16 protein-coding genes are annotated in these 19,341 nt (G+C 66.4%); 3 read left to right on the top strand and 13 right to left on the bottom strand.

The window, feature by feature from the left end; translation table 11 throughout:
* The 3 genes from AUL36_RS21615 to AUL36_RS21605 all read right to left on the bottom strand — a co-directional run.
* Positions 1–556 (bottom strand): DUF533 domain-containing protein (locus AUL36_RS21615; protein WP_082656004.1); only part of this gene is annotated, 556 nt, incomplete at its 3' end.
* Positions 556–942, bottom strand: coding sequence for a response regulator (locus tag AUL36_RS21610; protein ID WP_058599976.1), 387 nt, complete (start codon positions 940–942; stop codon positions 556–558). The genes AUL36_RS21610 and AUL36_RS21615, both read right to left, overlap by 1 nt.
* A complete protein-coding gene (locus tag AUL36_RS21605; RefSeq protein WP_192843888.1) occupies positions 939–4,247 on the bottom strand; it encodes a response regulator in 3,309 nt (1,102 codons plus the stop codon). Before AUL36_RS21605 ends, AUL36_RS21610 begins: the two co-directional genes overlap by 4 nt.
* 186 nt (positions 4,248–4,433) lie before the next feature.
* Here AUL36_RS21605 and AUL36_RS21600 point away from each other — a divergent pair, with 186 nt between their 5' ends.
* Together AUL36_RS21600 and AUL36_RS21595 are read left to right on the top strand one after the other, a co-directional pair.
* On the top strand, positions 4,434–6,209 hold the full coding sequence (locus AUL36_RS21600) for an SLC13 family permease (RefSeq protein WP_058599974.1): 1,776 nt from the start codon (positions 4,434–4,436) through the stop codon (positions 6,207–6,209).
* A gap of 216 nt (positions 6,210–6,425) precedes the next feature.
* Positions 6,426–7,055 carry an RBBP9/YdeN family alpha/beta hydrolase gene (locus tag AUL36_RS21595; protein WP_062224140.1) on the top strand — a complete coding sequence of 210 codons (630 nt, stop codon included), beginning with the start codon at positions 6,426–6,428 and terminating at the stop codon, positions 7,053–7,055.
* A 112-nt stretch (positions 7,056–7,167) separates the two neighbouring features.
* Here AUL36_RS21595 and AUL36_RS21590 read toward each other — a convergent pair whose 3' ends face one another.
* The 9 genes from AUL36_RS21590 to fni form a co-directional block, all read right to left on the bottom strand.
* Complete coding sequence (locus AUL36_RS21590; protein WP_244497193.1) at positions 7,168–8,616, bottom strand: alkaline phosphatase D family protein; 1,449 nt, start codon at positions 8,614–8,616, stop codon at positions 7,168–7,170.
* A gap of 133 nt (positions 8,617–8,749) precedes the next feature.
* Positions 8,750–9,874: an ABC transporter ATP-binding protein gene (locus AUL36_RS21585; RefSeq protein ID WP_062224136.1), complete on the bottom strand. Its 1,125-nt coding sequence runs from the start codon at positions 9,872–9,874 to the stop codon at positions 8,750–8,752.
* Entirely contained in the window at positions 9,871–10,695 is an 825-nt protein-coding gene (locus AUL36_RS21580; RefSeq protein ID WP_062224134.1) for an ABC transporter permease, read from the bottom strand. Before AUL36_RS21580 ends, AUL36_RS21585 begins: the two co-directional genes overlap by 4 nt.
* Positions 10,692–11,525 (bottom strand): ABC transporter permease, encoded by an 834-nt coding sequence (locus tag AUL36_RS21575; protein WP_374700797.1) that lies wholly within the window; start codon positions 11,523–11,525, stop codon positions 10,692–10,694. The genes AUL36_RS21580 and AUL36_RS21575 overlap by 4 nt, the downstream gene beginning before the upstream one ends.
* A 257-nt stretch (positions 11,526–11,782) precedes the next feature.
* Positions 11,783–12,898, bottom strand: a complete 1,116-nt coding sequence (locus tag AUL36_RS21570; RefSeq protein WP_062224132.1) for an ABC transporter substrate-binding protein — start codon at positions 12,896–12,898, stop codon at positions 11,783–11,785.
* 270 nt (positions 12,899–13,168) lie between these two features.
* On the bottom strand, positions 13,169–14,221 hold the full coding sequence (locus tag AUL36_RS21565) for a TerC family protein (RefSeq protein ID WP_244497192.1): 1,053 nt from the start codon (positions 14,219–14,221) through the stop codon (positions 13,169–13,171).
* 380 nt (positions 14,222–14,601) lie between these two features.
* Complete coding sequence (gene rpe, locus AUL36_RS21560; RefSeq protein WP_062224130.1) at positions 14,602–15,273, bottom strand: ribulose-phosphate 3-epimerase; 672 nt, start codon at positions 15,271–15,273, stop codon at positions 14,602–14,604.
* Between the two features lie 5 nt (positions 15,274–15,278).
* On the bottom strand, positions 15,279–16,325 hold the full coding sequence (locus AUL36_RS21555; RefSeq protein WP_082640222.1) for a class 1 fructose-bisphosphatase: 1,047 nt from the start codon (positions 16,323–16,325) through the stop codon (positions 15,279–15,281).
* Positions 16,326–16,411: 86 nt separating this feature from the next.
* Positions 16,412–17,449 carry a type 2 isopentenyl-diphosphate Delta-isomerase gene (gene fni / locus AUL36_RS21550; RefSeq protein ID WP_062224146.1) on the bottom strand — a complete coding sequence of 346 codons (1,038 nt, stop codon included), beginning with the start codon at positions 17,447–17,449 and terminating at the stop codon, positions 16,412–16,414.
* A gap of 225 nt (positions 17,450–17,674) precedes the next feature.
* Here fni and AUL36_RS21545 point away from each other — a divergent pair, with 225 nt between their 5' ends.
* A complete protein-coding gene (locus AUL36_RS21545; protein WP_062224126.1) occupies positions 17,675–18,613 on the top strand; it encodes a polyprenyl synthetase family protein in 939 nt (312 codons plus the stop codon).
* A 12-nt stretch (positions 18,614–18,625) separates the two neighbouring features.
* Here AUL36_RS21545 and AUL36_RS21540 read toward each other — a convergent pair whose 3' ends face one another.
* Entirely contained in the window at positions 18,626–19,303 is a 678-nt protein-coding gene (locus AUL36_RS21540; RefSeq protein WP_062224124.1) for an O-methyltransferase, read from the bottom strand.
* Between the last annotated feature and the right edge of the window lie 38 nt (positions 19,304–19,341).

The following is a 19,341-nucleotide window of genomic DNA, read 5'->3' as shown; positions in this document are numbered from 1 at the left end:
CCTCCTGCGACAGGCCGAGCCGCGCGGCCAGATAGGTGAGGTAAAGCTGGGCCGCCGGGGCGCGCGAGCCTGCCGCGATGAGCGACACGGCATAGGCATGGGCCGCGCGGTCCATGCCCCGCGCCCGCTCCACGATGGCGTTGACCGAAGGCGGCGCGCCGGCCACCGTCGTGCGCAGTCGGGACAACCCCGCCTCATCCGCGCCGCGCCGCGACAGCCGCTCGCAAGCGGCCGCCAGCGCGGTCTCGTTCTCACCACCCGACAGCGCCGCCGCTGCCGCCGCATCCAGAAGGAAGTTCCGCTCTTCCTCCGCCATGGAGCGGAAGTCGATCGTCAGCGGGTAGGAAATCTGATGCCGGTTGGCGAGATGCGCCCCCAGCACCTTGGCGGACAGAACCTTCAGCGCCGCGTCCCGCTGCCGGCGCATAATGGCAGAAGGGGCCTCCGCGACCGGCGGTACGGCCGCTGTGAGATCGAGCGTCTCCAGCGCCAGCCCCTGCCCGTCACGCGGGCCGGCGGCGCGGCCGGCAAAGCGCCAGAGCCAGTCCATTCCCATCAGGTGGCGGCCTGTTCGGTGGCGGCCGGCAGCAGGGCTTCGATCTGGCCGAGCAGGCGCGAGAAATCCACCGGCTTGGCGTGATAGTCGTCGCAGCCCGCGGCCAGCGTTTTTTCCCGGTCGCCGGACATGGCATGGGCCGTCAGCGCGATGATCGGAATGCGGGGGATCGACGGGTCGGCGCGGATGGTGCGCGCAGCCGTCCAGCCGTCGAGCACGGGCAGGTTCATGTCGAGGAGAACGATGTCGGGCGCGGCGACCTTGGTCTTGTCCACTCCGTCCTGCCCGTCATGGGCGAGGATGACTTCGTAGCCCCGGCGCTGAAGACGGCGCGACAGGAAGTCCCAGATTTCTTCGTGGTCTTCCACCAGCAGGATACGGGTCATCGGACATTCTCCAATTCGCTTGTCCGCCCGTCGGGCAGCGCTTCGCTCATCTGTTTGCGTGTCATAACGCGGATCTGGCCCGCAAGCTCCCTGAGGTCCACGTCTCCCTTCATGAGAATGCGCTGGGTCTGGCCCTGAAGGCGCTCGAACTCCTCGCGCGTCAGATCCTTGGAGGTGAGCACGAGCACGGGAATGTCGCGCCATTCCTCGCGCGAGCGCAGCGCGTTGAGGAAGCCGAACCCGTCCATCACGGGCATGACGAGATCGAGAAGGATCAGGCCGGGCTTCTGAACCGCGACCCGCTCCAGCCCTTCCTGGCCGTTCACCGCCGTCACGACGTCCAGCCCCTCGCGCTCCAGAAGCGTCGCGGTGCGCTGAAGCGCGTCCTCGTCGTCATCCACCGCCAGGACCAGCGAATTGTCGGGCGTGCGGTAGCGCGCCATGACGGATTTCAGCTTGCTCCATTCCACCGGCTTCAGGAGATAGTCCGAGGCACCGAGCGCGAAGCCGAGACTGTGCTCGTCGATGATCGTGATCATGATCACCGGGATTTCGGAAAGATCGGGGTCGGCCTTCAGCTCGGTCAGCACCGTCCAGCCGTCCATCTTGGGCATGGTCACGTCGAGCAGGATCACGTCCGGCTTCACCATGCGCGCAAGCTCGAGCCCGCTCATACCGTCGGCCGCCGTGCGCACGGAGAAGCCTTCCTTGGTCAGGAAGCGCATCATGAGTTCGCGCGCATGCGGGTCGTCGTCGATGGCGAGCACCAGACCGGCCGCGCCATGCGGCGTCGCCTCGCCGATGGTCACCGTGTCGGCGCCGTTCTCGACCTCGGGCGGCGTTTCCACCTCGGCCGGAATGCGGATGGTGAAGGTCGTGCCCGAGCCCTCTTCCGAGCGCACGCCGATATCGCCGCCGAGCAGGCGGCAGAAGGCGCGCGTGATGGCGAGCCCCAGGCCCGTGCCGCCGAACTTGCGCGTGGTCGAGCTGTCGGCCTGGGTGAAACGCTCGAACAGGCGACCGACCTGCTCATGCGTCATGCCGATGCCGGTGTCGCTGACCTCGAAGGTGATCCAGTCGCGCCCGTCGCCTTCCGAGCGCACGGCATGCAGCGTGATGGTGCCGTTTTCGGTGAATTTCGAGGCGTTGGACAAGAGATTGATCAAGCACTGGCGCAGCTTCACCTGATCGGTGTGCATGGTGCCGAGATCGCCGTCGAGCTTCAACTCCAGCCGGTTCGACTTCTTGGCCACCAGCGAGCCCACCGTGGAAGCCACTTCATCGATCACGGCCGCGACGCCGAAGCTCTCGGCATAGATGTCCATGCGCTCGGCCTCGATCTTGGAGAGATCGAGCACGTCGTTGATGAGGCTGAGGAGATGGCGCGCATTGCCCTCGATCTTCTTGAGATCGGTGAGAAGATGCGCCTGGCCGAGATCCTCGACCTCCTCCTCCAGCATTTCGGCATAGCCGATGACGGCCGAGAGCGGCGTGCGCAGCTCGTGGCTCATATTGGCGATGAACTGCGACTTGGCGCGGTTGGCGTTCTCCGCGCTTTCCTTGGCGGCGGCGAGTTCCTCTTCAACCGCGCGCTGGCTGGTGACATCCGTATTGGTGCCGAACCAGCGACGGATCACGCCCATCTCGTCCCGGATCGGAATGGCCTGGCTGAGGAACCAGCGATAGGATCCGTCGGCCGCGCGGAGCGGGAACGTGTCCTCCCAGGGCAAACCTTCGGCAAAGCGCCTCACCAGCCCTTCGCGCACCCGTTCCACATGGTCGGGATGGTGGACCTTGACCCAGCCATGGCCGCGCATCTCGTCCATGGTGGAGCCGGTATAATCGAACCACCTTTGATTGTACCAATAGATCTCGCCGTTCGGTTTGGCGGTCCAGGCGAACTGAGGAATGTTGTCGGCGATGGCGCGGAACTGCTCGTTGGTTTCGCCGAGTTCGGCGGCCGTACGCTTCTGATCGGTGATGTCTGTGTGGGTGCCGATCCACTCCACGAGCTGGCCGTCGGCTCCCAGGATCGGCACGGCGCGCGCGATCATATCGCGCCATTCGCCATCGGCGCGCCGGATGCGGTGCTCGATCTTGTAGACCTCCTTCGCCTCCACCGCCGCCTTCCAGGCGTCGGCCGAGCGTTGGCGATCGTCGGGGTGGAGCACGTTGACCCAGCCGAAATCGCTGTATTCTTCCTCACTCTGCCCGGTGAACCGTGCCCAACCGGGCTGCTCGCCACTGAACCGGCCCGAATTCGGCGCCGACCAGACGATGGCGGAGGTCGCCTCGATCAGGGAGCGGAAGCGGCTTTCGGAAGCGGCGAGCCGCGCCTCGGCGCGCACGCGCTTGGTGGCGTTGATCAGCGCGATGCCCGCGCCGACGATTTCGGAGGCGGTCTTTCGCCCCTCGGCCCGCAGCGGATAGAGGCTCGCTAGGAACACGCGCTCCTCGTCTCCTTCGCCGACGCGAAGCTCCACGTCATTGTGGATCGCGCCACGCCGAAGCGTTTCGTCGAACAGGCGGGTCAAGCGCTTCTGGTCGTTCGGAAACAAGGTGAGCGCATCGTCGCCCGCGCGCGGCTTGCGCCCTTCTTCGGCCAAGGCCTCGCGAAACGCCTCGTTCATGCGCCCAAGCTTCAGATCGCGCGACACGAAGGCGGTGCCGATCGGCGCGTTGCGCATGACGGAGTTGAGAAGGTCGGCATGGCGCCGCCCTTCGAGCTGCCGGCGGAAGGCCAGAATGGCGAGCGATCCGGCCGAGGCGACGGCGAGCAGGAAAGCGAGATTGGAAATGAGGTCGGTGCGCCGCCCGGCCGCCGTCGCCGCATCGACGCGCATCTGCGCATTGCGCTGCACGGTCGCCACCTCGGCGCGGATGTCGTCCATCAGCTCGCGCCCCCGGCTGGAGCGCACGAGTTCGGCCGCCGGCTCGAAGCCCGCATCGGTGCGCAGGCGCACGACATCGGCCTCGAAGGCGCGCTCGGCCGCCGTCAGATCACGCAGGCGCTGGAGACGGGCGGGGTCCGCGCCCGCCGCCTCCCAGCTCTGGGACATGCGGTTGAGCTGCGCGTCGAGCCCCGCCTCGGCCAGGCGATAGGGTTCCAGAAAGACTTCCGTTCCGCCCAGCACGAAGCCGCGTGAGGAGGTTTCGAGCGTCACGATCATCGACAGGAAGCGCTCGGTCTGCGTGCCGACCTCGGTATTGGCCTCGATGCGCGCATCCCGCTGGTGCGACTGCCAGACCGTCCAGCCGAAAGCGGCAATCGCCAGAACCAGGAGCAGCGCGGCAAGAAGCCCCATTCGCCCCATTCCGCCGTTGTCTTTGCGCGCCGACTCATTGTCGGATGCGCTTCCGGCGCCATTCTTCATCACCATGCGTCCCCCAGGGCGCGGGCCGTCGCTCGCGCATTGGCCGGAACAACGCGCAAGCCTCCCTTTCGTTCAGCCTCCGGCTCGCGCCGGAGGCCTTTTCGTCACGAGCCCTCCATGACCCTTGATCAAGCCCTCGCGTTCGGACTGGTCGGCCTGACCGTGGCCGGGTTCGTCTGGGGGCGCCTGCCCTACGACCTGATCGCGCTCGCCGGCCTTCTGGCGGGCGTCGCAACGGGCATCGTGCCGGTCAAGGCGGCCTTTTCCGGCTTCGCGGACGATGTGGTGGTGATCGTCGTGGCGGCGCTTCTGGTGAGCGCGGCCATTGCGCGCTCGGGTGTGGTGGAAGACATCATGCGACCGTTCATGCCCTTCATGAAGACGCCGCAGCGGCAGGTCATGGTGCTGGTCGGCGCGGTCACGCTGCTGGCCATGTTCACCAAGAATGTCGGCGCGCTCGCCATGTTCATGCCTGTCGCCTCGCAGGTCGCGCGCAAGAGCGGCACGTCGATCTCCCAGCTTCTCATGCCCATGGCCTTCGGGTCGCTGATCGGCGGTCTCGTGACGCTGGTCGGCACCTCGCCCAACATCATCGTGTCCAAGATCCGGCAGGACATGACGGGCCAGCCCTTCTCCATGTTCGACTACGCGCCGGTCGGTCTCGGCGTGGTGGCGGTCGGCTTCCTGTTCCTGTGCTTTGCCTCCAACCTCATCCCCAAGCGCAAGCCGGGCGGCGCGGTCGGCGAGAGTTTCGCGCTCGACGCCTACACCGCCGAAGCGCGCGTGCCGGAGGGCTCCAGCTTTGCGGGCCGCACCGTGGCCGATCTGGAAGCGGCCGCCGATGGCGACATCGCCGTGCGCACCGTGATCCGCGAGCGCTTCCGCCGCCTGGAGCCCGCGCCGGCTCTTCTCCTGCGCGAAGAGGATGACCTGCTTCTCGTCGGCGAGCCCGAGGGGATCGAGCGCGCCGTGGCGCGCGCCGGCCTCACGCTGGTGGGCGAGCCGACGACGCAGGCGGGCGACATCGAAAGCGAAAGCGTGGTGGAAGGCGTCGTGACGCCGCAGTCGCCCATCGTCGGCTCGCGCATCGGCAAGCTCTCGCTGGAAGCCGCGCATGGCGTCACCATTCTCGCCGTCAGCCGCGCCGGCACCGAAATCCGCCAGCATCTTTCGTCCGTGCGCCTGCGCGAAGGGGACGTGCTCGTGCTGAAAGGCACGAGCGAGACCGTGCCCGAGGCGCTGGGCAGCCTCAAGATCCTGCCGCTGGCCGAGCGCTCGATCGTGCTCGGGCGCAACCGGCGCTCCTTCATTCCGCTGGGCGTGCTGGCGGCCGCCATGATCCTGACCGCGACCGGTCTCGTCAGCGCCGTCGCGGCCTTTTTCGGCGCGGCCGTCGTGCTGCTTCTCCTACGTGTCATGAGTATGCACGAGGCCTATCAGACGGTGGAAGCCTCGGTCATCGTGCTCCTGGCCGCACTGATCCCGCTGTCGGAGGCCATCCAGACCACGGGCGGCACCGATCTCATCGCCGGCTGGCTCTCCACCGCGCTGCACGGACTCTCGCCGCTCACCTCGCTTTTCATGGTGACGCTGCTCGCCATGGGCGTGACGCCCTTTCTCAACAATGCCGCGACCGTGCTGATGCTCGGACCCATCGCGGGAAGTCTCGCGGTGCGCCTCGGGCTCAACCCCGACCCATTCCTGATGGCGGTGGCGCTGGGCGCGGCCTGCGACTTCCTCACCCCCATCGGCCACCAGTGCAACACGATCGTCATGGCGCCCGGCGGCTATCGCTTCGGCGATTACTGGCGGCTCGGCCTGCCTCTGTCGCTCATCGTGCTCTTCGTCGGCGTGCCGCTGATCGCCTTCGTCTGGCCGGTCATGCCGGGCTGATACTGCGCATCATCCCAGGCTGATGCTGCGGGAGGCGAATTTCAGGGAACCGTCATTCGCCTCCCCGGCGGATTTCAGCATGGGTTTGTTTCGAAATGATCGACCGCGCCGGTAGATTGTCCCTCACACGCTGTTTCGAAAGCCCGACGGGCTCCCGAAAGAGTCCCTTACGAAACCGGCGCGATCGTCGCGCGCCCCAGAGGGAGAACCGAACCCATGGCTCGCATTCTCGTCATTCCCGGCTGGCGCGGCTCGGAAAACGGACATTGGCAGCGCCATCTCACCGAAAACGACCCGGACGCCCTTCTGGTCGAGCAGGAGGATTGGGAGAACCCGATCCTCAGCGAATGGCTTCACACGCTGGAAGCCCATCTCGCTGCCGCGCCGGGCGCCGTTCTCGTTGCCCATAGTCTGGGCGCCATTCTGGTGGCGCATCTGGCCTCGCGCCCCTCGGCCGAACATGTGGCGGGCGCGCTGCTCGTCGCCCCGGCCGATTCGGCGCGCATGACGCGCAACGACCCGCGCTTCCTGTCCTTCGCTCCCATTCCGCGCGAGGCCCTGCCCTTTCCCTCCGTGGTCGTGGCTTCGCGCAACGATCCCTATATGAGTCTGCCGACGGCCCGCTCCTTCGCGCAGGCCTGGGGCTCGGGCTTCATCGATCTGGGCGACGCCGGCCATATCAACCGGGCGAGCGGATATGGGCGCTGGAGCGAAGGCGAGACCTTGGCGCGCGACCTCGCCAATGGCTGGGAGCGCAACGGCCCGGCGGCGGCCGCACCCCATCTTTCGGCCGTCGCCCATGCACCGATCTATTCCTTCGGCGTCAACACGGCAGGCCAGCGCTAGGGGCTGGGGAGCACCCGAGCAGCCCCACTCGCCGGGCGGATGACCGGCTGAGGCTCCAGCCAGCGCCATGGTTGCGTCGGCGGCAGAAGCCGCACCCATTGCCGAGATGCTTCTAATCCAAAGCCAGCGCGGGGGTCCGCCCCCGCTCTTCCAGCTCCCACGCGGCGTGCCAGCTCCCTTCTTCCCGCGTCAGCACGAGATAGTTGCGATCGGCGGTGTAGACCGCGTTCTGCCCCGGAAGCGGGCGCAGGCGAATCTTGCGGCCCTTGAGCGGCGACTCGCCCAGACGCGAGAGAAGGCCGAGGCCAAGGCCCAGCGCGCGGGGCGGTTTGGGATGGGTGATGCCGGAGGCGACGAGCTGATGGATCAGGACGCCCTCGCGGCATTCCATCGTGCCGCGCGTCGCCAGATGGATTTCGCCCGACACGATCGTCACCGGCGAGCGGCGGCAGACGGCTTCGCCTTCCAGCGCGGCCAGAAAGCGCCGCCATTCCGCCCGGTGCGCCCGGCTCTGCCACTGGTCGCGCAGATCGTCCTCGTATTGCTGCTGGCCGGGATAGAAATCGAGCAGCGCCTCCACGAGGCTGAGGCGCGGCCCGAGCGCTGGCACGCTGGACACGACGACGCGCCGCGCGCCTTCGGGCGCTTCCCCCAAGGTCGCCTCGAAGGCGGCCCAGCCGGCCTCGCCCATCACGCGATCGGGCCGGCGCTCGGAGCGCAGATCGGGCAGGATCACCGACAGGCCGGGGAAATGCGCGGCCTGCGTAAAGCTCCGCCCGGAGCGATCCGGGCAGGTGCCGGGCAGATGCGCTTCGCTTGCGCCCAGCTGGAACAGAAGAAACATCTCGCGCGCGGCCTTGAACAGCCCGAGCGCGACGGGGCTTTCCTGTAAGGCCGGCGGATGGCTGCCCCAGCCGTCGAAAATATCGTGATCGTCCCAGATCATCAGCGAGGGGACGTGGGCAAAGAGCGAGGCGGCGGCGGGCTGGCGCAGAAGGTCGAGATAGCGGCGGAAGAAGTAGAAACGCACGGCCTCTTCCATCTCGCCCGTCCAGACCACGGATGGTCTTTCGTCGAGGGCAAGCTCGGCCCAGCGCGCGACCTCGGGATGGGCGCTCGAGGCTTCGTCGGCATAGAGCTGGTCGCCGCCATGCAGCAGCAGGGCGAAGGGCCGGCGCTGGTGCTCGCTCCAGAGCCGACGCCACATCACGTCGCGATCCTCGTGCGAGCGCGCCTCGTCCCCGTTCTCCTGTCCGTTGCAGGAGACGAAAGCGAGCGCGGTATCGCCTTCGAACCGCGTTACGACGGGATGGAGCCGACCGTTCACCTCATAGGACGCGCCCGCACGGGCGGGCAGCGACAGATCGGCGCGCCAGACGTCATGCTCGAACAGCGTGACGAGGCGCAACGGCGCGGTGGCCTTGCCGTCCGGCACCACAATGCGCGGGGCCGGATCGCCGGACCGCGTGACGCAGACCACGGCCGCACGACAGACGGCCTCGTCCGCCCCGCGCGCGAAAAGGAGAGGCCCCGCCGCGAGTTCGGCCGTTCCGTCATACACGTCCAATGCAAAACCTCTTCGCGCCCGACCGGCCCATGGGGCCAATCCAGTGGCCAGTTTATCATGTCGGGCGACACCGAAGGCTTACAAGGGCCTCTCAAGTCTGTGATCGCGGCGTCGATTGGCTCGCCGCTCAGCGCACCTCGGCCAGCGCCGGCGCGCTGGAAACGCCGGCCATGCCGGGCAGCGGGCGATGGCTCGCGCCCGTCGCCGCATCGAGGCACTGCACGTCATCGGGCGAGAAATAGACGCTCACCTTGTCGCCGCGCGGCGGCGGCGGTGCGGCGGGGTCGTTGAACGTGTCGATCAACAGCTCGTTCTCGCCGAAGCGCGCGCGGATGCGCACGACAGAGCCGAGAAACGCGACGTCCACGATCTCTCCATTCAGCCGGTTGCGCCGATCGAGATTGGGCTGGAGCGACAGGGCCTCTGGCCGCAGCGCCAGCGTGACGCGGCTGCCGGGCGCGGCCCCCGGCGTCTCGGCCTGGATTTCCTGACCGGCGACGATCACGCGGTCGCCCTGCGCGGCCTCGCCCTCCAAGAGGCCGAGCGTGCCGACGAAGGAGGCAACGAAGCGGGTGCGCGGGCGGTTGTAGATTTCGAAGGGCGTGCCGACCTGCTCCATCCGCCCCTCGCTCATGACCACGATCCGATCCGACATGGACAGGGCTTCTTCCTGGTCATGCGTGACGAAGATCGTGGTGATGCCAAGCTCGCGCTGAAGCTCGCGGATCTCCTCGCGCAGCGACACGCGGATCTTGGCGTCGAGCGCCGATAGCGGTTCGTCGAGCAGAAGCACGCGCGGCTTGGGCGCGATGGCGCGGGCGAGCGCCACGCGCTGCTGCTGACCGCCCGATAGCTGGTAGGGATAGCGGTCCTTGAGATGCGGCAGCTTGATGAGGCGCAGCATCTCGTCTACCCGCGCGCCGATCTCCGCCTTGCCCATGCCGGCGATCTTGAGGCCGAAGCCGACATTGTCTCCCACCGTCATATTGGGAAACAGCGCATAGGCCTGAAACACCATGCCGATGCGTCGCGCGTTGGGCGGGGTCAGGGTGACATCCTCGCCGGCGATCAGCACCCTACCCGCGCTCGGGGTCTCGAAGCCGGCGACGATGCGCAACATGGTCGTCTTGCCGCAGCCGGACGGCCCGAGGAAGGACACGAACTCGCCGCGCTCCACCGACAGGTCGAACTCGCGCAGGACCGGCGTGCCGTTGAAGCTCTTGCGAACGCCTTCGATCGTCAGAAAACTCATGCGGACGCTCGCTTGCGAGAGGGAAAGGAGAAAAGGCGCATGCGTGGCTTGCCCGGCGCCCGGCCGCCGGCCATCTGCAACAGGACCATGCAGGCCCAGGTGACGGCAAACGAGATGACGGCCAGAGCCGCCGGCTCATAGGCGCGGTTGGCGCCGACATTCTGGAGATAGGGGCCGAAAGCCGGCCGGTTGAGAAGGCTCGCCAGAACGAACTCGCCGATCACGATGGCGAAGGTCAGGAACGCGCCCGACAGGACGGCGGGACGGACATTGGGCAGGATGACGTTCCAGAGAATGGCCCCGCGCTTGGCGCCCAGACTTTCGGCCGCCTCCGTCAGTGTGCGGATGTCGATGGCCTGAAGCCCCGTGTCCACTGCGCGATACATGTAGGGCAGCGCCAGAACCGTATAGCCGAAGACGAGCAGCACGTTGGTACCGGCCACCGTATCGGTGAAGGGCAGCCATGAGGAGGAATTGTAAAGCCGGAGATAGCCGAACACGAGCACGATGGGCGGGATCACCAGCGGCAGGAGCGTGATGAACTCCACCACCGGGCGAAAGCGCGGCAGTTTCAGGCGAACCCAATAGGCGGTCGGCACGACGAGGAGCGCGCCGAGCACGATGGTGGCAAGCGCCGCCACGGCCGAGAACAGGAACGTCTCCTGAAAGCGCTGGTCGGCGAAGACGACCTTGTAGGCTTGAAAGCTCCAGGTGCCGCGCAGCATGGAGAGCGAGAACTGGAAGGTCGCCCAGAGCGGCAGCAGGAAATAAAGCGCCGCCAGCAGAACGATGATGGTGGCCGTGACGCGACGTGGTTTCACTTGAGCCACCGTTCCGCGCGCGAGCGCAGCCAGATGTAAAGGAGGTTGGAGCAGCCGGTGATGACGATCATGCCGAAGGCCAGCGCATAGCCGAGATTGGGATTGTAGAGCACGTCGCCCCGGATCTGCGCGTAGAGCAGGATCGGCACGATGTTGAGCGAAGAGCCCGTCAGCGCATAGGCCGTGGCGATGGCGCCGAAGGCGTTGGCAAAGAGCAGGAGGAAGCAGCCGAGCAGGCTCGGGAAGAGCACGGGCAGGCCGATCATGCGCCAATATTGCCAGTTGGTCGCGCCCAGAATCGAGGAAGCCTCCCGCCATTCGCGCTTCAGCCCATCCAGCGCCGGCGCGATGATGAGGACCATCAGCGGAATCTGGAAGTAGAGATAGGTGAGCGTCAGTCCCCAGAAGCTGAGGAGATTGAAGCCCATCCGGTAGATGTTGAGGCCGAAGGCCTCGTTCAGGAACCAGGTGACGAGGCCGAGCCGGCCGACCGTCGCCAGAAAGGCGAAGGCAAGCGGGATGCCCGCGAAATTGGACGCGACGCCCGAAAAGGTGACCGTGCTGGAGCGCACCCAGGAGGGCAGTCCGCCATGCACGATGGCATAGGCGACGAAGAAGCCGATCAACGCGCCGAGCCCGGCGGAGGCCAGACTGATGCGGATCGAGATCCAGTAGGCCGCCAGAATCTGCGGCTGAAACAGGGCGGTCAGATTGGCGAAGGTGAACTCGCCGGCCGGGTTCTGAAAAGCGCCGATGATGAGGTAGAGCGTCGGCCCGATCAGAAACAAAAGCGCGAACAGGAGAAACGGCACGACGCCGAGCCACGCCATCGAAAGCTTGGCCCGCCGCTCCGCCAAAGGGCCGGCCGTACCAGCCCCACTCTCGCTCGCTTGAAGAATTCCGACGCTTGACGACAAGCTCACCTCACAGCGTTGCCGAGACGCTCGCGCCTGGGACGCCATCCTGAGGAGATAGCGAGGCGGTAACGTTCCCTTTCGTGTTCAGTCGCACGCCCGCTCCGAGGGGACCGAACGGACGGAGTATGCGAAAAGGCCGCCCATGGATCGAGCGGCCTTTCGAGACGGTCTTACTGGACCTTGGCGCCGACGACCTCGTCCCACTTGGTGGTGATCTCGGCCTTGGCGGCATTCTGATCGGCCAGCGTCGGGAACTTGGCCTTCTCGTAGTCGGCGGCCGGGGGCAGCTTGTCGAGCAGATCCTGCGGGATCTTGCCGGCCTTGGCCATCGCGTTGAAGCGGATCGGGTGGCAATAGCCCTTGAGGTAGTTGAGCTGGCCCTCGTCGGAATAGATATATTCCATCCAGAGCTTGGCGGCGTTCGGATGCGGCGCGAAGGCGCTGATCGCCTGAACGTAGACGCCGGCGACGACGCCCGTCTTGGGCACGATGACCTCGACCTGCGGGTTGCCGTTCAGCGTGTCGCGGCCGGCCAGGGCGTTGTAGTCCCAGCGGATCATGATGGGCGTCGTGCCCTGCGCCAGCGAGGCGGGCTTGCCGATGACGGGGACGAAATTGCCTTCGGCGTTCAGCTTCTTGAAGAAGTCGAGGCCGGCATCGGCGATTTCCGTCGCGGTACCGTTCGGCTTGGCCGAAAGACCGGCGGCATAGACAGCCTGGATCGCCTGCGAGGAAGCACGCGGATCGCCGGCCAGCGCGATGGAGTTGGAATAGTCGGACTTCAGAAGATCGGACCAATCCTTCGGCGCGTCCTTCACGATGTCCTTGTTCACCTCGAAGGTGAGAACACCATAATAGTCGCCATACCAGTAGCCCTCGGCATCCTTGGCGTCGTCCGGGATCTCGCTCCAGGTCGCAACCTTGTAGGGCTGAACGAGCTGGTCGGTCTTGGCCTGCGGGCCGAAGGACAGGCCGACATCGATCACGTCGGGCGCCTGGGGGCCGGTATTGCCCTTATTGGCCTTGATGGCCTCGATCTCGTCGGCCGAGCCGGCATCGGGGTTCAGTTCGTTGACCTGAAGGCCGTACTTGGCCTTGAAGCCCGAAATCATCGCGCCGTAGTTGCACCAGTCATGCGGCAGGGCGATCGTGGTGAGCTGCCCTTCTTTCTTGGCGGCGGCGACCAGTTCGTCCATCGACTGGGCGCGGGCGGCCGGAATGGCGGCGGAAAACGCGAAAGCCGCGACGGCCAAAATGGAAACGCCGTGATTCAATGTCCGGATCATGTCGGGCCTTCTCCCTCGATTGCCGCAGTGTCGGCCGGTTCCCTGCTTGTGCGAACCGTGCGCGGCCTGCCGGCTATCATGGTCGCATGACAGTTGCATGTCGACTGAACGCGCTTTCAACACCTCGCGGCGATGAGGGTATGTGAGGGGCTTATCGAAAAACAGGCAAGCAAAAAGAAGAGGCAGCCTCCCCTTATCCCAACTCATTTTTAACGAAGAAGGCCGGCGTGGTGCCGGCCTTCCTCAATTCATCACGGAAAGATGTGCTTCTTACCGCAACTTGCGGGCGTCTGACCGGCTCTTCAGCAAGCTCGCCACCGTGGTGACGACGAGGATGCCGACGATCACCGACAGCGAGAAGCCCGTCTCGATATGCGGTAGTCCCTCGATCGGCTGACCACTATTCAGGAAGGGCAGCGTGTTGGCTTCCATCGCATGGATGATGAGCTTCACGCCGATGAAGGCGAGGATCAGCGACAGGCCGATGCCGAGATAGACTAGACGATCGAGCAGGCCGCCCAGCAGGAAGTAGAGTTGCAGCAGGCCGAGCAGCGCGAAGGCGTTCGCCGTGAAGACGATATAGGGCGCGTCGGTCAGGCCGTAGATCGCGGGGATCGAGTCCAGCGCGAAGAGCAGATCCGTCATGCCGAGCGCCAGGATGACGATCGCCATCGGCGTGAACATGCGCTTGCCGTTCTCGATCACCGTCAGCGCGTTGCCGCGGTAATCGTCTGTGGTCGGCATATGGCGCTGGAACCACTTCACCACGCCGTTGGGCTCGTAGTCCTCGTCCGTGGACTTGGTGTGCTTGAGGCTTTCCACCACGAGCTTCCAGGCCGTCCACAGAAGGAACAGGCCGAAGAGGTAGAACACCCAGGAGAAGCGTTCGATGGCGGCGGCGCCGAGCGCGATGAAGATGCCGCGCATGATGAGCGCGATCACGATGCCGATCAGCAGGGCCTTCTGCTGGTAGGCCGCCGGAACGCGGAAGCTCTTCATGATGATGACGAACACGAAGAGATTGTCGACCGACAGCGACTTCTCGGTGATGAAGCCGGCGAAATACTCGACGCCGTGCTCGCGGTCCCAGAAATGCCAGACGCCCCAGCCGAACAGGAGGGCCAGCGCCACGTAGAAGGTGGACCAGAGCGCCGCTTCCTTGAAGGTCGGCTCATGCGGCTTTCGGACATGGGTCAGGAAGTCGAAGATGAACAGGGCCGCGATCGCCCCGAGCGTCGCGAGCCAGACCCAGGTCGGCACGGTGTCGGGCGCAATGCCCGTCAGCGCGGTGTCCGCGGCTGCATTCGATAATGTCTGGTCCAACGACCCCTCCTTGGCGGCGGACGATCCGTCCGCGTGTTTCCTTCCGTCTCGCGAGGACCATCTCCGGACCCAGTGCGGGGCTTCCGATGGCCTGTCCGCGAGACGGCCGTTCGCAACCGTCCCCACGACGCGACGCGGCAGATAGGTGTGTTGTTTTCAGCCAGACGCAACGGGGCGTCCGGGGATTTCGAACGCACCTGCGAAGAAAATCATCGGCCGATCAGGCCGGGGTCACAGTTTAAATCGGTACAAGCGCGCCGGGACCGGGTGTTTCGACTGTGAAAAGCCTTTCGATCAGGCAGCATTATCACGTCAAGTTGAGAAGGACTTGAAGCCAGATGGCACTGCTTCAAATCCTTCTGTCGCCAAACCCAATCTCGTCAGCCGCGCCCGGCAGCTTTCCGCAGCGCATCCATGTTGGCGCGATAGGCGTCCTCGTTGCCGCCCTTGTAGACGGCCGAGCCAGCCACGAACGTATCGGCTCCGGCAGCCACGATCTCCCCGATCGTATCGGGCGCAACGCCACCATCCACCTGAAGCCGAATGGGCCGGTCGCCGATCAAGGCGCGCACGCGCCCGATCTTGTCCAGCGTCGAGCGGATGAAGCTCTGCCCGCCGAAGCCGGGATTGACCGTCATCACCAGAACGAGATCGACGCGGTCGAGCACGTATTGGATCGCCGTTTCGGGCGTGGCCGGGTTGATGGCGACGCCCGCCTTGCAGCCGAGCGCGCGGATCGCCTGCAGCGAGCGGTCGAGATGGCGCGTTGCCTCGGCATGGACGGTGATGCCGTCGCAACCCGCCTTGGCGAAGGCTTCGAGATAGGGATCGGCCGGCTCGATCATGAGATGGGCGTCGAAGAACTTCTTCGACGCACCTCGCACGGCCGCCACGACCGGCGGGCCGAAGGTGATGTTGGGCACGAAGTGCCCGTCCATCACGTCGAGATGGATCCAGTCCGCCCCGGCACGGTCGACCGCCGCGATCTCTTCACCCAGGCGCGAGAAGTCGGAGGAAAGGATGGACGGGGCGATAACGAGGTCTGCGGCCATGATGCTCAGATTCCGCCGGTCGGGCGATGCAGGAGAAGCGGGGATTCGGTGGCGAGGCTGTCGGGGTCCGCCATGATACGGCCGATCTCCAGAATCTCGTTGCGCGAGCCGAAGACGACGGGCGTGCGCTGGTGCAGCCCCTCAGGCACGATGTCGAGGATGGGATGAATGCCGTCCGTCGCCGCACCGCCGGCCTGCTCGGCGCAGAAGGCCACCGGGCTCGCCTCGTAGAGAAGGCGGATACGCCCCTGCGCATAGCCCTTGCGGCTGTCGCCGGGATAGAGATAGACGCCGCCGCGCACGAAGATGCGATAGGCGTCCGCCACCATGGAGGCGACCCAGCGCATGTTGAAGTCGCGCCCGCGCGGGCCGTCCTTGCCGGCGAGACACCGATCGACATAAAGGCGCACCGGCGCGTCCCAATGGCGAACGTTCGAAGCGTTGATCGAATATTCCTTAGCGTCTTCGGGAATGCGCAGCGTCTGCGCGAAGGTGAAGCGCCGTGTCTCGGGCGACCAGCCGAAGACATGCGTTCCCTCGCCGACCGTCGCGACCAGAAGAAGCTGCGGCCCATAGACGAAGAAACCGGCAGCCAGCTGACGGCGGCCGGGCTGGCGGAAGACGCTGGCGGGATCGGCCCGGTGCTCGGCCTCGACCGGCAGCACGGAGAAGATCGTGCCGATGGAGACATTGGTCTCGATATTGGACGAGCCGTCGAGCGGGTCGATCGCCAGCGCGAGCGTGCCCTCGGGCTGCATCGCCACGGCCTCGTCCTGCTCCTCGGAGCCGTAAAAGGCCACCGGCGCGGCACGGGCGGCCGCCACGAAGAGGCGATCGGCTTCGAGGTCCAAGACCTTCTGCACATCGCCGCCGCCGTTGGCCGCGCCCTCGGGAGAGGTCGCGCTGGCCCCGCCCATCGCACCGCCCGAGCTGATCAGCGTCTGGAGGCTCGCGGCAGCTCCGGCCAGCTCCGTCAGCAGCGCGGCGACGTCGCGCCCGATCGGGCTCCTGGCGGCAAAGGGAGCGAAAAACTCCTCGAGCGTGGCGGTCATGCATCCTCCCATGGGAACCCGTCGGATGGCGTTTGGATAAAGGAAGCCGGCCGCAGCGCAAACCAGAAAAATCGGGCGGCTTCGTTTCAGCCCTCGTCCGACAGGAGCGGTGCTTGCCGCAGCGCGGCGAGATCGCGCGAGCCGGTGCAGAAGCAGCTGATGCGCAATTGCTGGATCACCTCTTGGAAATGCGCCACGACCGCCTCGGCCGAATGATCGGCCCCCGGCAGAGCGGCCGCCGCCTGGCCGGCGAGATCGGCGCCGAGGCGAATGGCCTTCGCCACATCCAGCCCATGGCGCACGCCGCCCGAGCCGATCACCACGGCCTCCGGGCAGGCGGCGCGCACGTCCCGAATGGCGCGCGCGGTCGGAATGCCCCAGTCGGCGAAGAGCAGGGCCGTCGCCCTCGCGACAGGGTCCTGAAGCCGCTCGGCCTCGATGGCCGCCCAGCTCGTGCCCCCTGCCCCGGCGACATCCAGCGCATGAACGCCCGCATCCATCAGCCTGCGGCCAAGCCGGCCCGACAGGCCATTGCCGACCTCCTTGGCGACGATGGGGCGTCCAAGGTCTCGCGCCAGCGCCTCGATGGCGGACAGAAGCCCACGCCAGCGCCGGTCGCCTTCCGGCTGCACCGCTTCCTGCAGCGGGTTCAGATGGACGATCAGCGCATCGGCCTCGATCATGTCGACCGCGCGGCGCGCCTCGTCGAGGCCCCAGCCGGCCAGAAGCTGCGCGCCGCCGATATTGGCGAGGATCGGCACATCGGGCGCGGCGCGGCGCAACGAGCCGTCGAGCCCGCCCTGCCCACGCCCCTCGATGGCGATGCGCTGCGAGCCGACTGCCAGCGCCAGACCCAGCACCTGCGCAGCCTCCGCCAGCCTCAGGTTGATGCGCGCGGCGCGCTCCATCCCGCCCGTCATCGAGGAGATGAGGATAGGCGCGCCGAGCCGGCGACCCAGGAATTGCGTCGACAGATCGATCTCGTCCAGATCGACCTCCGGCAGAGCGGCATGTTCGAAACGCACCGCGTCGAAGCCTGCGTTGACGCGCGCCGAGACGAGGGCCGGGCGCAAGACGATGTCGAGATGATCACCCTTGCGTGAACGAATATCGGCCTCTGGCACGGAGGGCTCCTTCTGGCAGTCGCGATTCGGCACGGCAGCGCTTCGATTTATGTCGCCTTGCGCTCGCGAACAGCAAGCGGCGCTCTATGTCCTATCGTCGCAGACATAGGTCGTAAGGCTGATAACGCACTTCCCGAACACTTTTGGAGTGCTACTAATTTACATCGAGTTTTGTGTGCAGGCGACGGGCTGCCCTCGACGATTGAAGAAGGTTGCGACGCGACGATGACAGCCGGACCGCAGACGACCCGCGACCTTCTCGCCGAGGTGGATCACCGATTGGCCGAACTCATGCCCTGCGTGGTGGAGGGCCAGTCCTCTCTGGACATCGCGCTGCGGGACGGGGTCCTGGCCCCCGGCAAGCGGCTGCGCCCGCTCGTGACGCTGCTGGTGGCCGAGGCTCTGGGCGGCCCGCGCGAGGCGGCGATGGACGCCGGCTGCGCGCTGGAAATGGTGCACGCCGCCTCCCTGATCCTCGACGACCTGCCCTGCATGGACGATGCCGAGCTTCGGCGCGGACGCCCGACCCTGCACCGCGCTCATGGCGAGGATGTCGCGGTGCTCTGCGCCATCGCCATTCTTTCGCAGGCCTATGGCACGCTGGCCCGGCTGGAAGGCGCCGACAGCGCGCAGCGGGGCGAATGCGTCGCGGTTCTGGCGGATGCGGTGGGCGCGCGCGGGCTCGTCGCCGGCCAGTATCAGGATTTGCGCGGCGGGCGCGGGCCGCGTCCGGTCAGCGAGATCGATGCGGCCAACGGCCTCAAGACCGGTTCGCTCTTTACCGCCGCCGTGGAACTGGGTGCCGTTCTCTGCCGCGCCAAACCCGAGGTCCGAGCCGCCCTACAGGGCTTCGCGCGCGAGCTGGGCCTTGCCTTTCAGCTTCTGGACGACCTTCTGGATGCCGCCGGCCCCAGCGCCGTCGTGATCGGCAAGGACACCGGCAAGGACTCGTTGAAGTCCACCATCGTTTCCATCATCGGCCCCGAGCAGGTCGGACGGCGAATCGACCGGCATGTGGACGAAGCGCGCGCCTATCTCGTCAGCGCGCTCGGCCCCGCCTCGCGACTGGAAGCCCTTCTCGTGCAGGTGTTCGACCGATCCATCGGCCCGCGCCATCTCGTGGAAGCCGAGACGCGACGCGAACTGGAACTCGGCGCGGTCTGAGGGCGCAGCAGGTCAGGCGACCACCGCCAGCGCGAACCCGTCCCAGCCCTTGGAGCCGACCGTTTGCAGGGCCGTGGCCTTGAGGCGCGAATCGCTGCCCAAGAGGCGGATAGCTGCCCGCGCGCCCTGGACATTCGCGTCGAGACTGGCCTCGTCCACCACCGCGCCCTTGCGGATCACATTGTCGAAGATGATCACCGTGCCGGGCTTCGACAGGCGCATAGCCCATTCGAAATAGAAGAGATTGCTGGGCTTGTCGGCGTCGATGAAGACGAGATCGAACGGCCCTTCGAGATCCGGCAGCACGTCCAGCGCCGCGCCGACCCGCAGGTCGATCCGGTCCTGTAGCCCGGCGCGTTCGAAATTGGCACGGGCGACTTCGGCATGGACCGACTCCCGCTCGATCGTGACGATACGACCCGTTTCCGGCAGGGCGCGGGCCATGCAGATCGTGCTGAAACCGCCGAGCGTGCCGATTTCCAAAATGCGCTCGGCCTTCGCCATCGCCACGAAGAGAGCGAGCATCTGCCCTTGCGCGGGCGAGACATCGATGGCCGGCAGCCCTGCCACGGCATTGGCCGCGAGAACCGCCTCCAACACGGGGTCGGTCAGGTGCAGTTCCCGGCCGAGATAGGCATCGACCTCCGCCCAGATCATCTCTTGATCCGCTTCCTGAGTCGTGCGCGACATGCCGCTTCCCTTTCCACTGGGTCAGCGAAGCTTAGGAG

Origin of the sequence: Aureimonas sp. D3 (assembly GCF_001463805.1) — a bacterium.
GTDB lineage: Bacteria > Pseudomonadota > Alphaproteobacteria > Rhizobiales > Rhizobiaceae > Aureimonas > Aureimonas ureilytica_A.
This window is presented reverse-complemented; position numbering and strand designations above follow the sequence as displayed.